This window comes from Rhodoferax saidenbachensis (assembly GCF_031457975.1).
Lineage (GTDB): Bacteria > Pseudomonadota > Gammaproteobacteria > Burkholderiales > Burkholderiaceae_C > Allorhodoferax > Allorhodoferax saidenbachensis_A.
The window spans coordinates 446,546-459,680 of sequence record NZ_JAVDXO010000001.1; the positions used below are offsets into that span (position 1 = coordinate 446,546).

The following is a 13,135-nucleotide window of genomic DNA, read 5'->3' on the forward strand; positions in this document are numbered from 1 at the left end:
CCATGCCCACCCGCCCCGCCCACAGCCAAAGCCCCAGCCGCCGCGCCTGGCAGCGCTTCCGGCGCAACCGTCTGGGCTTTGCCAGCCTGCTAATTTTTTGTGCACTGGTGCTCATCAGCCTCGCGGCCGAGCTCGTGTCCAACGACCGGCCACTGGTGGTGGTCTACCAAGGCCAGATCTACTGGCCCATGGTGCGCGACTACCCCGAGACCACCTTTGGCGGCGACTTTGCCACGCCCACCGACTACCTGGACCCGTTTATCCAGCAGCGCCTGGCCGAGCCCGGCAACTGGGCGTTGTTTGCGCCCAATACCTACGGCCCCAAGACGCTGAACTACTTTGCCCCTGCGCCCAACCCGGCGCCACCCAGCCGCGCCAACTGGTTCGGGACGGACGACCGGGGCCGGGATTTGCTGGCGCAACTGATCTACGGCTTCCGCGTGAGTGTGCTGTTTGCGCTGGCATTGACGTTCACGGGCGTGGTGCTGGGCGTGGTCACGGGCGCCATCCAGGGTTTCTTCGGCGGCAAGACCGATCTGGCCTTCCAACGTTTCATTGAGGTCTGGGGCGCCATGCCCGAGCTGTACCTGCTCATCATTTTCAGTGCCGTGTTCGCGCCCAGCATTGCGCTGCTGCTCGTGCTGCTAAGCCTATTTGGCTGGATGGGCCTGTCCGACTATGTGCGCGCCGAATTCCTGCGCAACCGCCAACTGGATTACGTGCGTGCCGCCCGCGCGCTGGGCGTGTCCAACTGGAAAATCATCACGCGCCATGTGCTGCCCAACAGCCTGACGCCTGTGGTCACGTTTTTGCCGTTCCGCATGAGCGGCGCCATCTTGGCGCTCACCTCGCTGGACTTTCTCGGCCTGGGCGTGCCACCTGGCACACCGTCGCTGGGTGAATTGCTCTCGCAGGGCAAAAACAATATCGACGCCTGGTGGATATCGCTCTCCACTTTTGGCGTGCTGGTTGTCACGCTGCTGCTGCTGACCCTGATGGGTGATGCCCTGCGCGATGCGTTGGACCCCCGAAAGCAGGACACATGAGCGCCACACCGCCTCTGTTGGATGTACGTGGCCTGCACATCGCCTTTGATGGGCGAGAGGTGGTGCACGGGGTGGACTTTCAGATCCAGCCCGGCGAAAAGCTGGCGTTGGTGGGTGAATCCGGTTCGGGTAAAACCGTCACCGCGCTGAGCCTGCTGGGCCTGGCCCAGGGCGCGCAGGTGCAGGGCAGTGCCCGGTTTGGTGTGGCCGAGCCGGTCAACCTGCTGGGCCTGCCGGAGCGCCAGCTGCGCGCCATCCGCGGGCAGGACATCGCCATGATCTTTCAGGAGCCCATGACGGCCCTGAATCCGGTGCTGACCATTGGCGAGCAGATTGCCGAGATATTGCAGCTAAAACGGGGTCTGTCCCCCGCAGAATCTGCGCGAGCAGCTATTGAATTGATAGCGGATACGGGCATTTCCGAACCCGCACGGCGCTTCAAGGCCTACCCGCACCAGCTCTCGGGTGGCCAGCGCCAGCGGGCCATGATTGCCATGGCGCTGGCTTGCAAACCCAAATTGCTGTTGGCCGACGAGCCCACCACCGCGCTGGACGTCACGGTGCGCCGCCAGATTTTGGATTTGCTGGACCAGTTGCAGCACAAGCACGGCATGGCCGTGCTGTTGATCACCCACGACCTGAACCTGGTGCGCCAGTTTGCCGACCGGGTGGCGGTGATGGAGTCCGGCCATATCGTGGAACACGGCACTGTGGCCGAGGTGTTTGCCCAGCCACAGCACGCCTACACCCGCCGCCTGCTGGACAGCCGGCCTAGCCGCCACGTGCTGCCGGCTCAGCCGGGTGCCGAGGTGCTGCTGCAGGGGCAGGCCGTGCGCGTGGGCTACCCGGTGCCGCTGGGCGGCGTGAAGGGCTGGTTCCGGTCGGGCGAGTTTGTGGCCGTACAGGGCGCTGACTTTGCCGTGCCCGCCGGCCAGACGCTGGGTGTGGTGGGCGAGTCCGGTTCTGGTAAATCCACGCTGGCGCTCGCAGCGCTGGGTTTGCAGCGCTTTTCGGGCCGTTTGTCGGTGCTAGGTCAGGCCTGGGGGCAGGGCGCCGCTGCGGACCAGGCCCTGCGCAAAGGGCTGCAAGTGGTGTTCCAAGACCCCTTTTCGTCGCTGTCGCCCCGCCTGACGGTGGAGGAAATCGTGGGGGAGGGACTGTTGGTGCACGCACCACATCTGGACACCGCCGCCCGCCGCAGCCAGGTGATCGAGGCGCTGGAGGCCGTGGGCCTGACGGACGCGCAGTTCCCCGGCCTGCTGGAGCGCTACCCGCACCAGTTCTCCGGCGGCCAGCGCCAGCGTATTGCCATTGCCCGGGCGCTGATCGTGCAGCCGCGGGTGCTGGTGCTGGACGAACCCACCAGCGCGCTGGACGTGACCATGGCCCAGCAAATCCTGCAACTGCTGCAGCGCCTGCAGGCCGAACGCGGCCTGGCCTACCTGCTAATCACCCACGATGTGGCCGTGATCCGGGCCATGGCGCACCATGTGGTGGTTATGCAAGGCGGGCATATTGTGGAAAGTGGCGGCGTGGAACAGGTGTTGGACGCGCCCCAACACGGCTACACCCGCACGCTGCTGGCAGCAGCCGAATAATTCCTTACGGATCAAGGGTCTTCCTGCAGCTTTGTGGGTATAATCCAAAGCTCACGACCAAACGGGCGGGTAACTACCGCCCGTTTTTTTTGGTCGATTGTTTTTCACTCGCGCATTCAGGCAGGCTTTACAGACGTGGCATTACAGGAAATCGTTGAACAAACCGTAGCAGGACTGGGATATGACCTGGTGGAGATCGAACGCTCCGCCGGAGGCTTGCTGCGCATCACCATCGATTTGCCCTGGACCGCGCCCGTGGAAGGGCAAGTTTCTGTAGAGCAGTTTGTCAACGTGGAAGACTGCGAAAAAGTTACACGACAGTTGCAGTTTGCTTTGGAAGTGGACGGCGCGGAATACAAGCGGCTCGAGGTGTCCTCGCCGGGTATTGACCGTCCGCTGCGACACACACAGGATTTCGAGCGCTTTGCGGGTCAGATCATTGACGTCACCCTCAAGGCGCCCATGGGGGCAGCGGCCAATGGCCAGGTCAATGCCAACCGGAAGAAGTTTCGCGGCACGCTGGAGCGTGTGGTGGCGGCCGACGGCACCGTGGGCTGGCAAATCGTCTGGAGCGATGCGCCCGAGCCCAAGCCCGGCCAGAAGATTAGCAAAAAACGGGTGCCCCCGCCGATGCAGGCGCTGGGTTTCACGTTGGACGAGCTGCGTGACGCGCGGCTGGCACCGATTGTGAGTTTCAAGGGCCGCGGCAACGCCGGTCTGGTCGAGTGAGTGGCCGGGCTCAGCGGCTGCAGGCACCCATCCGAATTTTGGTTTTGTATTGATTAGAGTGTTCAGGAGAGTCATGGCATGAATCGCGAACTGTTAATGCTGGTGGAAGCAATTTCCCGAGAGAAAAACGTGGAACGTGACGTGGTGTTGGGCGCTGTGGAAGCAGCCCTGGCCCAAGCCACCAAAAAGCTGTACCCCGGCGAAGTGGATATCCGCGTCGCTCTGGACCGTGACAGCGGCAACTACGAGACCTTCCGCCGCTGGCATGTGGTCCCCGATGAAGCCGGCCTGCAACTGCCTGACCAGGAAATTCTGCTGTTCGAAGCCAAAGAACAGATCGCGGACATCGAAGTGGACGAGTACATCGAAGAGTCCGTGGCCTCCGTGCCTATCGGCCGTATCGGTGCTATGGCCGCCAAACAGGTCATCCTGCAAAAGATCCGTGACGCCGAGCGCGAAATGCTGCTCAACGATTTCATGTCGCGTGGTGAAAAGATCTTCGTGGGCACCGTCAAGCGCATGGACAAGGGCGACATCATTGTCGAGTCCGGCCGTGTCGAAGGCCGCCTGCGCCGCAGCGAGATGATCGCCAAGGAGAACCTGCGCACCGGCGACCGTGTGCGCGCCATGATCATGGAAGTGGACCTGACACTGCGTGGCGCCCCCATCGTGCTGTCGCGCTCGGCGCCCGAATTCATGATCGAGCTGTTCCGCCAGGAAGTGCCCGAAATCGAACAAGGCCTGCTGGAGATCAAATCCTGCGCCCGTGACTCCGGTTCGCGTGCCAAGATCGCCGTGCTGTCGCATGACAAGCGCGTCGACCCCATCGGCACCTGTGTCGGCGTGCGTGGTACCCGCGTGAATGCGGTCACCAACGAGCTGGCCGGCGAGCGCGTGGACATTGTGCTGTGGAGTGAAGATCCTGCCCAGTTCGTGATTGGTGCCTTGGCGCCTGCCAACGTGTCGTCCATCGTGGTGGACGAAGAGCGCCATGCCATGGACGTGGTGGTCGACGAGGAAAACCTGGCGATTGCGATTGGCCGTGGCGGCCAAAACGTGCGCCTGGCCTCTGAGCTTACAGGCTGGAAGATCAACATCATGGACGCCGCCGAGTCGGCACAGAAGCAGGCCAACGAGACCGACTCGGGCCGCAAGCTGTTCATGGAAAAACTGGATGTGGACGAGGAAATCGCCGACATCCTGATCGCCGAAGGTTTCACCAGCCTGGAAGAAGTGGCCTATGTGCCGCTGCAGGAAATGCTGGAAATCGAGAGCTTCGACGAAGACACCGTGCACGAGCTGCGCAACCGCGCCAAGGATGCGCTGTTGACCATGGAAATCGCCCATGAAGAGAGCGTGGACGAAGTGTCCCAAGACCTGCGCGACCTCGATGGACTCACTTCCGAATTGATCGGCAAACTGGCAGATGGCGGTGTTCATACCCGCGATGAATTGGCCGACCTTGCCGTGGATGAACTTACAGATATTACTGGCCAGTCCGCGGACGAAGCCAAGGCCCTGATCATGAAGGCACGCGCACATTGGTTTACCAATGACGCTGCTTCTCACGAGTAATGGTCATGAAAGGTTACACAAAATATGTCCAGTACGACCGTTGCCGAGTTTGCCAATGAACTCAAAAAATCGACCGACACCCTGCTTGAGCAATTGAAATCGGCAGGCGTCGCCAAGGCTTCGGCCTCTGACGTCCTGACCGACTCTGACAAGCACAGCCTGTTGAATTTCCTACAAAACAGCCATGGCACTGCCAGCCCTGAGCGCAAAAAAATTACCTTGGTGAAGAAACAGACCACCGAGATCAAGCAGGCCGACGCCACCGGCAAGGCACGTACCATCCAGGTGGAAGTGCGCAAGAAGCGCACCTTTGTTCGCCGTGAAGACGGTGTGGATGTGCCCGCGGAAGCGTCTGAGCAGGAGTTCGAAACGCCGGAATCTGTCGCTCCTGCGATTGACCACGCCGAACTGACCCGTCGCGAGGAAGAAGCACGCCGCCAGGCCGAGCTGATCCGCCGCCAGGAAGAAGATTTGGCTGAAAAACGCCGTGTGCGTGAAGACGCTGAAAAACGCGAACGCGAAGCAGAAGAACGTGCCGCCAGTTACGCCGCCGCCGAAGCCCTGAAGAAAAGCCAGGCCTCCGCGACTGTGGCCGTGGCGTCGGACGAAGTTGCACAGGCTGCTGCAGCGCGTGCTGCCGCGCAGGTGGAAGCACGCGAAACCGCCGCTGCCGAATCCAAGGCACGCGCAGAAGAAGAGTCTGCCCGCGCTGTGGACCTGGGCGATCGCCGCCGCAAGGCCGAAGCTGAAGCCGCGGCCATTCGCATGATGATGTCGGCACCCAAGAAGGTGCTGGTCGCCAAGAAGCCCGAAGAAGTCAAGCCTGCCGCTGCCGGCGTCAAAGGCACGCTACACAAGCCTGCCGTTGGCTCTGCCGTGGCCAAGCCAGTCAAACCTGCCGCCGGTGCGCCTGCGGGCGGTGGAGCAGCCGGTGCTGGCAAGGAAGTCAAATCCGCCAAGCTGTCGAGCAGCTGGGCCGGTGACCCCGCCAAAAAGAAGGAACTCAAGACCCGTGGTGACACCGGTGCCGGTGCTGGACGCTCCAGCAACTGGCGCAGTGGCCCGCGTGGCCGCCGTGGTAGCAACGACCGCGACCGCGACGACCACACGCAAGCCGCACCGGTGGAAGCCCGCGTCATTGAAGTGCACGTGCCTGAAACTATCACCGTGGCCGAACTGGCCCACAAGATGGCCATCAAGGCATCGGAAGTGATCAAGTCGCTGATGAAGATGGGCCAGATGGTCACCATCAACCAGCCGCTGGACCAGGACACCGCGATGATTGTGGTGGAAGAAATGGGCCACAAGGCAGTGGTGGCGGCGCTGGACGATCCCGAAGCGTTCACTGACGACGATGTGGCGCAACAGGACGTCGTGTCCTTGCCACGCGCGCCAGTGGTCACCGTCATGGGCCACGTCGACCACGGCAAGACGTCGTTGCTGGATTACATTCGCCGCGCCAAAGTGGCCGCAGGCGAAGCCGGTGGCATTACCCAGCACATTGGTGCCTACCACGTGGAAACCCCGCGCGGCATGGTGTCCTTCCTGGATACCCCGGGTCACGAGGCGTTTACCGCCATGCGTGCCCGCGGTGCGCAGGCGACAGACATTGTGATTCTGGTGGTGGCAGCCGACGATGGTGTGATGCCCCAAACCAAGGAAGCCATCAAGCACGCGAAAGCGGCCGGCGTTCCGCTGGTGGTGGCTATCACCAAGTCTGACAAACCCGATGCCAACCCCGAGCGCGTGAAGCAGGAACTGGTGGTCGAAGAAGTGGTGCCCGAAGAATACGGCGGTGACTCTCCGTTCGTGTCCGTGTCTTCCAAGACCGGCATGGGCATTGACGCCTTGCTGGAGCAGGTGCTGCTGCAGGCCGAAGTGTTGGAACTGAAGGCGCCGGTGGAAGCCATGGCCAAGGGTCTGGTTATCGAAGCCAAGCTGGACAAGGGCCGCGGCCCCGTGGCCACGGTGCTGGTGCAGTCCGGTACGCTGAAGGCGGGCGACGTGGTGCTGGCCGGTCAGACCTATGGCCGTGTGCGCGCCATGCTGGACGAAAACGGTCGCAAGATCGAAACCGCCGGACCATCCATTCCTGTGGAAATCCAGGGCCTGACCGAAGTGCCACAAGCCGGTGACGAGTTCATGGTGATGTCGGACGAGCGACGTGCGCGTGAAATTTCCACGTACCGCGCTGGCAAGTTCCGCAATACCAAGCTGGCCAAGCAGCAGGCAGCCAAGCTGGAGAACATGTTCTCTGACATTGGTGGTGGCGACGTCAAGATGCTGCCCATCATCGTCAAGGCCGATGTTCAAGGTTCGCAAGAAGCGTTGGCGCAATCGTTGCTCAAGCTGTCGACCGACGAAGTCAAAGTGCAAATGGTGTACTCCGCCGTGGGCGGTATCAGCGAGTCCGACATCAACCTGGCGATTGCATCCAAGGCCATCGTCATCGGCTTCAACGTGCGTGCCGATGCCGGTGCGCGCAAGCTGGCCGAAGGCAATGGCGTGGACATCCGTTACTACAACATCATTTACGACGCCGTGGATGAGTTGAAAGCGGCCATGTCCGGCATGCTGGCGCCCGAGAAGCGCGAAGAGATCATCGGTATGGCCGAGATCCGCACCGTGTTCGTGGCCTCCAAGATCGGTACCGTTGCGGGCTGTATGGTCACCAGTGGTTTTGTCAACCGCAACGCGCATTTCCGCCTGTTGCGCGACAACGTGGTGATCTACACCGGCGAGCTGGACTCCTTGAAGCGCATGAAGGACGATGTGCGCGAAGTCAAGGAAGGCTTCGAGTGCGGTATCAAACTCAAGAACTACAACGACATCAAGGAAAACGACCAGTTGGAGTTTTTCGAGGTCAAGGAAATCGCCCGTACGCTGTAAGCGAAAGACCCCATGGTGCGCAAAAAGTCTTCCACCCCCAACCGCAGCTTTCAGGTTGCCGACCAGATCCAACGGGATCTGGCCGAGCTGATCGCGCGCGAGCTCAAAGACCCGCGGGTGGGCATGGTGACCATCCAGGGTGTCGAAGTGACACCGGACTATGCCCACGCCAAGGTGTTTTTCAGCTTGCTCAAAGGCAACCCGGTGGAAACTGGCGAAGGCCTGAACCAGGCGGCGGGCTTTCTGCGCGCCGGCCTGTTCAAGCGCTTGCACATCCATACGGTGCCCACGCTGCATTTCATCTTTGACCAGACCACGGAACGTGCGGCTGACATGAATGCGCTGATTGCGCGTGCCGTGTCGTCGCGCGCGAAAGAGGACTAACACAATGAACGCGCCACGTGCACGGGTTGCAAGGCGCCCCGTGCATGGGGTGCTGTTACTGGACAAGCCCATTGGGCTGTCCAGTAACCAGGCCTTGCAGAAAGCCAAATGGCTGTTGCGGGCGGAGAAGGCAGGCCATACCGGCACGCTGGACCCCCTGGCCACCGGCGTGTTGCCGCTGTGCTTTGGCGCGGCGACAAAATTCAGCCAGATGCACCTGGATGCCGACAAGGCCTACGAAACCGTGGTGCGCTTGGGCGTGAAGACCAGTACGGCGGATGCCGAGGGCGAGGTGATCAGTGAGCGTCCTGTGTCGGTGACACTCGCGCAACTGGATGCCGTGGTGCAGCAGTTCACCGGGCCGATTGCCCAGGTGCCACCCATGCACAGCGCCTTGAAGAAAGATGGCAAGGCCCTGTACGAGTACGCCAGGGCCGGGATTGAAGTGGAGCGCGCTGCGCGCCATGTGACGATTTATGCACTAAAAGTGCTGGAAGCCCGCGTAGACACTGCGCAACCAGCTATCAAAATGGTAGTGGATTGCAGCAAGGGGACCTACATCCGCACGCTGGGCGAGGATATCGGTGAGGCCCTGGGCTGTGGTGCCCACCTCAGCGCGCTGCGGCGTGTGCGCACTGGTGGATTCACCGAAGCCCAGTGCATCACGCTGGAGGCGCTGGAAGCCATGAGCGAGGCCCAGCGGCTGGCCTGCCTGCTGCCGGTGGATGCGCTGCTGCCAGAGCATGTGCCTGTCACACTGGACAGCGAGAATGCGGCACGGTTTTTGAGTGGAATGCGCAGGCGCGGCCCTTGGCCCGATGCGGACCACGTGGCGGTGTATGCGGCAAGCCCCCGGGCTTTGCTGGGCACGGCCCACGTGCAGGGGGGGGAGTTGATTCCGGTGCGGCTGCTGAGCCCGCAGGAGATCGGTGAATCCCAGGCCCAGCAAGGGGCCGTGGAACAGAGTTTGAAGCAAGTTAATGAAACCTTGGCCCTCGGGGCGTAAGCAGAAAGTGAACCATGAGTAAACAAATCCGTAACATCGCCATCATCGCCCACGTCGATCATGGCAAGACCACCATGGTCGACCAACTGCTGCGCCAGTCTGGCACCTTTGCCGAGCACGAAAAAGTGGTCGACACCGTGATGGACAACAACGCGATCGAAAAAGAACGCGGCATTACGATTCTGGCCAAGAACTGCGCCGTGAGCTGGGAAGGTACCCACATCAACATCGTCGACACCCCCGGACACGCGGACTTCGGCGGTGAAGTGGAACGTGCGCTGTCCATGGTGGATGGTGTGGTGCTGCTGATCGATGCGCAAGAAGGCCCCATGCCCCAAACCCGTTTCGTGACCAAGAAGGCGCTGGCCCTGGGCCTGAAGCCGATTTTGGTGGTGAACAAGGTGGACAAGCCCGGTGCGCGTCCCCAGCACGTGGTGAACGCCGCGTTCGACCTGTTCGACAAGCTGGGCGCGACCGACGAGCAGTTGGACTTCCCCGTGGTGTACGCCTCGGGCATCAACGGCTGGACCTCGCTGGAAGAAGGCGAACCCGGTGAACAGTGGGGCCCCGACATGTCGGCCCTGTTCAACACGGTGCTCAAGCACGTGCCCTCGCAAAAGGGTGACCCCGCTGCGCCGCTGCAACTGCAAATTTCTGCACTGGACTTCTCCACCTTCGTAGGCCGCATCGGTGTGGGCCGTATCAGCCAAGGCACCATCAAGCCCAATATGGACGTGGTGGTCATGGAAGGTCCGGACGGCAAATCCGTCAAAGGCCGTATCAACCAGGTGTTGACCTTCCAGGGTCTGGACCGCGTACAAGCCACCGAAGCCGGTCCCGGCGAGATCGTGCTGATCAACGGTATTGCTGAAGTGGGTATCGGCGTGACGGTGACCGACCCGCTGAACCCCGCACCGCTGCCCATGCTCAAGGTGGACGAGCCCACGCTGACCATGAATTTCTGCGTGAACACCAGCCCGCTGGCCGGCCGCGAAGGCAAGTACGTCACCAGCCGCCAGATCTGGGACCGCCTGCAAAAGGAACTGCAACACAACGTGGCGCTGCGCGTCAACGAGACCGACGAAGAAGGCATCTTCGAAGTGCTGGGCCGTGGCGAATTGCACCTGACCATCCTGCTGGAAAACATGCGCCGTGAAGGCTATGAAATGGCCGTGTCCAAGCCCCGCGTGATGTTCCGCGAGATCAATGGCGAGAAGCATGAGCCTATCGAGCTGGTGACGGCAGACGTGGAAGAGATTCACCAGGGTGGCGTGATGCAAGCCTTGGGCGAGCGCAAGGGCGAGCTGGTCAACATGGAGCCGGACGGCCGTGGCCGTGTGCGCCTGGAGTACCGCATTCCCGCACGTGGCTTGATTGGTTTCTCCAACGAATTCCTGAACTTGACCCGTGGTTCCGGCCTGATCTCCAACATCTTTGACAGCTACGAGCCGCACAAGGGTGACATCGGTGGCCGTAAAAACGGCGTGCTGATCTCCATGGACGCTGGTGAAATCTTTACCTACGCCCTGGGAAAGCTGGACGACCGTGGCCGCATGTTCGTGAAGCCCAATGACCCCGTATACGAGGGCATGATTGTGGGTATCCACAGCCGTGACAACGATCTGGTGGTGAACGCCACGCGTACCAAGCAGCTGACCAACTTCCGTGTGTCCGGCAAGGAAGACGCGATCAAGATCACGCCCCCGATTGAATGCACGCTGGAATACGGTGTGGAATTCATCGAGGACGACGAGCTAGTTGAAATCACGCCCAAGTCCATTCGTCTGCGCAAGCGCCACCTGTCCGAAAGCGACCGCAAGCGCGCTGGCCGTTCTTAATCGGCTTGCGGACGGCGCTTGCGCGTCGTCCTTGTCTGTTCGTGACTGGGGCCATGTGCCCCAGTTCTATTTGTTGCTTATGAAACTCACCCACACACGGGCCGTGTTTTTGATGGTGGCAGTGACCCTGATGTGGTCCACCGCCGGTGTCATCACGCGCCATCTGGAGTTCGCCCGTAGCTTTGAAGTCACCTTCTGGCGGGCGTTTTTCACCGTACTCAGCTTGATGGTGATCTTGCCGTTTGCGCGCGGCCGGGATGTGTTCTACAAGATCCGTCACGCGGGCCTGCCGTTCTGGCTGTCTGGTTTGTGCTGGAGCGTGATGTTCACTGCCTTCATGGTGGCGCTCACGCTCACCAGCGTAGGCAATGTGCTGGTCACCATGTCACTTGGGCCATTGCTGACTGCGCTGATTGCGCGTGTCTTCATTGGCCACCGGGTGCCGCTGCGCACCTGGGTGGCCATCGTGGTCGCCGGTGTGGGCATCGTCTACATGTATGCATCCCAGCTCGACTCGGTGACCTTGTTGGGCACCCTGGTTGCGCTGTGTGTGCCGATTGCGGGTGCTACCAACTGGACCGTGACCCAGCATTCGCATGACCAGGGCCACGATGTGGACCTGATGCCCGCCGTGTGGGTCGGTGCGGTCATCTCCACTGTAGTGACGCTGCCACTGGCTTTCCCACTGCAGGCCAGTGCCCATGACGTGGCCTTGCTGGGCTTTTTGGGCGTGTTTCAGCTGGCAGTACCTTGTGTGTTTGCCGTACGCTGCGCCCAGATTCTCAAAGCTCCCGAAATTTCCTTGCTGCAGCTGCTGGAAGTGATTTTTGGCATTCTGCTGGCCTGGTTGGGTGCCAACGAAGTGCCCAGCAGTTCGGTGCTGTTGGGCGGGGCGCTGGTGATTGGTGCCCTCGTGGTCAATGAAGTGATTGGATGGAGAGAACGCGCATGACAGCCCTGACACTCAATGACGATGTGATCGCCGAAGTCCGCGGCCAGGTTGGCCTGATCACACTGAACCGTGCCAAGGCGCTCAACGCGCTGAGCCTGGGCATGCTGCGCAGCCTGACGGCCACACTCCTGGCCTGGAAGGATGACGCCATGGTGAAAGCCGTGGCGATCCGTGGCAGCACCAAGGCCGGCGTGTTTGGAGGGTTTTGTGCGGGCGGTGATATCCGCTTCTTTCACCAGGCGGCCCTGGCGGGCAACCCGGCGCTGGAAGACTTCTTCACTGAGGAATACGCGCTGAACCACCTGATCCACCACTATCCCAAGCCCTACATCGCCTTTATGGACGGCATCGTCATGGGCGGCGGCATGGGGATCAGCCAGGGCGCATCGCACCGCCTGGTGACGGAACACACCAAGATGGCGATGCCCGAGACCAACATTGGCCTGTTCCCGGATGTGGGGGGCGGCTATTTCCTGAGCCGTTGTCCTGGCCGCAGTGGCGAGTGGCTGGCACTGACGGGCGATGTGATCGACGGCAGCACAGCGGTGGCCTTGGGCCTGGCCGATCAACTGGTGGAATCCGCCCGGTTGCCCGAAGCCTGGGACGCGTTGGCCGCCTTGGATTGGACGGGCCCAGCCCCGCTGGACAATTGGATTGCTATGGTTTCAGGAGCTGCTCGCACAGATTCTGCGGGGGCTAGAAGCCTAATTGACCACTATTTCGCCATGGACAGCGTGCTGGCGATCGTACTGGCGTTGGAGGCCGATAGCAGCGAGTGGGCACAGCACACCGCCGCCACCTTGCGCAAGCGCTCGCCGCTCATGCTGCATGTGGTGCTAGAGCAGGTGCGCCGTGCGCGCGGCATGACGCTGGCAGACGACTTGCGCATGGAGCGCGACATGGTGCGCCATTGCTTCTTTACGCAGCACCTGGGCCGATCCGGCGCTACGAGCGAAACCGTGGAGGGCATACGGGCCCTGGCGGTGGACAAGGACCATGCCCCACGCTGGAACCCGTTGCGTATTGAAGACGTGACCACCGAGATGGTGGCCCCGTTCTTTGACAGCCCGTGGCTGACGCACGCACACCCCTTGCGCGATCTGGTCTGACTGAACTGG

10 protein-coding genes are annotated in these 13,135 nt (G+C 61.6%); all 10 read left to right on the forward strand.

Translation table 11 applies throughout. The features are described from left to right. Positions 1-2: 2 nt before the first annotated feature. Positions 3-1,046 (forward strand): ABC transporter permease, encoded by a 1,044-nt coding sequence (locus J2X15_RS02200; protein WP_310339055.1) that lies wholly within the window; start codon positions 3-5, stop codon positions 1,044-1,046. Beyond that, positions 1,043-2,644 (forward strand): ABC transporter ATP-binding protein, encoded by a 1,602-nt coding sequence (locus J2X15_RS02205; RefSeq protein WP_310339056.1) that lies wholly within the window; start codon positions 1,043-1,045, stop codon positions 2,642-2,644. Before J2X15_RS02200 ends, J2X15_RS02205 begins: the two co-directional genes overlap by 4 nt. Before the next feature lie 135 nt (positions 2,645-2,779). Continuing rightward, positions 2,780-3,373, forward strand: a complete 594-nt coding sequence (rimP, locus tag J2X15_RS02210; protein WP_310339058.1) for a ribosome maturation factor RimP — start codon at positions 2,780-2,782, stop codon at positions 3,371-3,373. 78 nt (positions 3,374-3,451) lie between these two features. Continuing rightward, the gene (gene nusA, locus J2X15_RS02215) at positions 3,452-4,948 is read left to right on the forward strand and encodes a transcription termination factor NusA (RefSeq protein WP_310339060.1); all 1,497 of its coding nucleotides are present in this window, start codon (positions 3,452-3,454) and stop codon (positions 4,946-4,948) included. A gap of 24 nt (positions 4,949-4,972) precedes the next feature. Then, positions 4,973-7,837: a translation initiation factor IF-2 gene (infB, locus tag J2X15_RS02220; protein ID WP_310339063.1), complete on the forward strand. Its 2,865-nt coding sequence runs from the start codon at positions 4,973-4,975 to the stop codon at positions 7,835-7,837. Between the two features lie 12 nt (positions 7,838-7,849). Continuing rightward, positions 7,850-8,221: a 30S ribosome-binding factor RbfA gene (rbfA, locus tag J2X15_RS02225; protein WP_310339065.1), complete on the forward strand. Its 372-nt coding sequence runs from the start codon at positions 7,850-7,852 to the stop codon at positions 8,219-8,221. A gap of 4 nt (positions 8,222-8,225) precedes the next feature. Continuing rightward, positions 8,226-9,227 (forward strand): tRNA pseudouridine(55) synthase TruB, encoded by a 1,002-nt coding sequence (gene truB / locus J2X15_RS02230; protein WP_310339066.1) that lies wholly within the window; start codon positions 8,226-8,228, stop codon positions 9,225-9,227. A gap of 14 nt (positions 9,228-9,241) precedes the next feature. Beyond that, positions 9,242-11,065: a translational GTPase TypA gene (gene typA / locus J2X15_RS02235; protein WP_310339067.1), complete on the forward strand. Its 1,824-nt coding sequence runs from the start codon at positions 9,242-9,244 to the stop codon at positions 11,063-11,065. Between the two features lie 79 nt (positions 11,066-11,144). Then, the gene (locus J2X15_RS02240; RefSeq protein ID WP_310339069.1) at positions 11,145-12,017 is read left to right on the forward strand and encodes a DMT family transporter; all 873 of its coding nucleotides are present in this window, start codon (positions 11,145-11,147) and stop codon (positions 12,015-12,017) included. Then, positions 12,014-13,126, forward strand: coding sequence for an enoyl-CoA hydratase/isomerase family protein (locus tag J2X15_RS02245; protein ID WP_310339071.1), 1,113 nt, complete (start codon positions 12,014-12,016; stop codon positions 13,124-13,126). The genes J2X15_RS02240 and J2X15_RS02245 overlap by 4 nt, the downstream gene beginning before the upstream one ends. The last annotated feature ends 9 nt before the right edge of the window (positions 13,127-13,135 follow it).

Excerpts from the sequence above, each read along its gene's own strand:
- rbfA (WP_310339065.1), top strand. The coding sequence starts at position 7,850 with ATGGTGCGCAAAAAGTCTTCCACCCCCAACCGCAGCTTTCAGGTTGCC.
- nusA (WP_310339060.1), top strand. The coding sequence starts at position 3,452 with ATGAATCGCGAACTGTTAATGCTGGTGGAAGCAATTTCCCGAGAGAAA.
- J2X15_RS02245 (WP_310339071.1), top strand. The coding sequence starts at position 12,014 with ATGACAGCCCTGACACTCAATGACGATGTGATCGCCGAAGTCCGCGGC.
- J2X15_RS02205 (WP_310339056.1), top strand. The coding sequence starts at position 1,043 with ATGAGCGCCACACCGCCTCTGTTGGATGTACGTGGCCTGCACATCGCC.
- J2X15_RS02200 (WP_310339055.1), top strand. The coding sequence starts at position 3 with ATGCCCACCCGCCCCGCCCACAGCCAAAGCCCCAGCCGCCGCGCCTGG.
- infB (WP_310339063.1), top strand. The coding sequence starts at position 4,973 with ATGTCCAGTACGACCGTTGCCGAGTTTGCCAATGAACTCAAAAAATCG.
- truB (WP_310339066.1), top strand. The coding sequence starts at position 8,226 with ATGAACGCGCCACGTGCACGGGTTGCAAGGCGCCCCGTGCATGGGGTG.
- J2X15_RS02240 (WP_310339069.1), top strand. The coding sequence starts at position 11,145 with ATGAAACTCACCCACACACGGGCCGTGTTTTTGATGGTGGCAGTGACC.
- typA (WP_310339067.1), top strand. The coding sequence starts at position 9,242 with ATGAGTAAACAAATCCGTAACATCGCCATCATCGCCCACGTCGATCAT.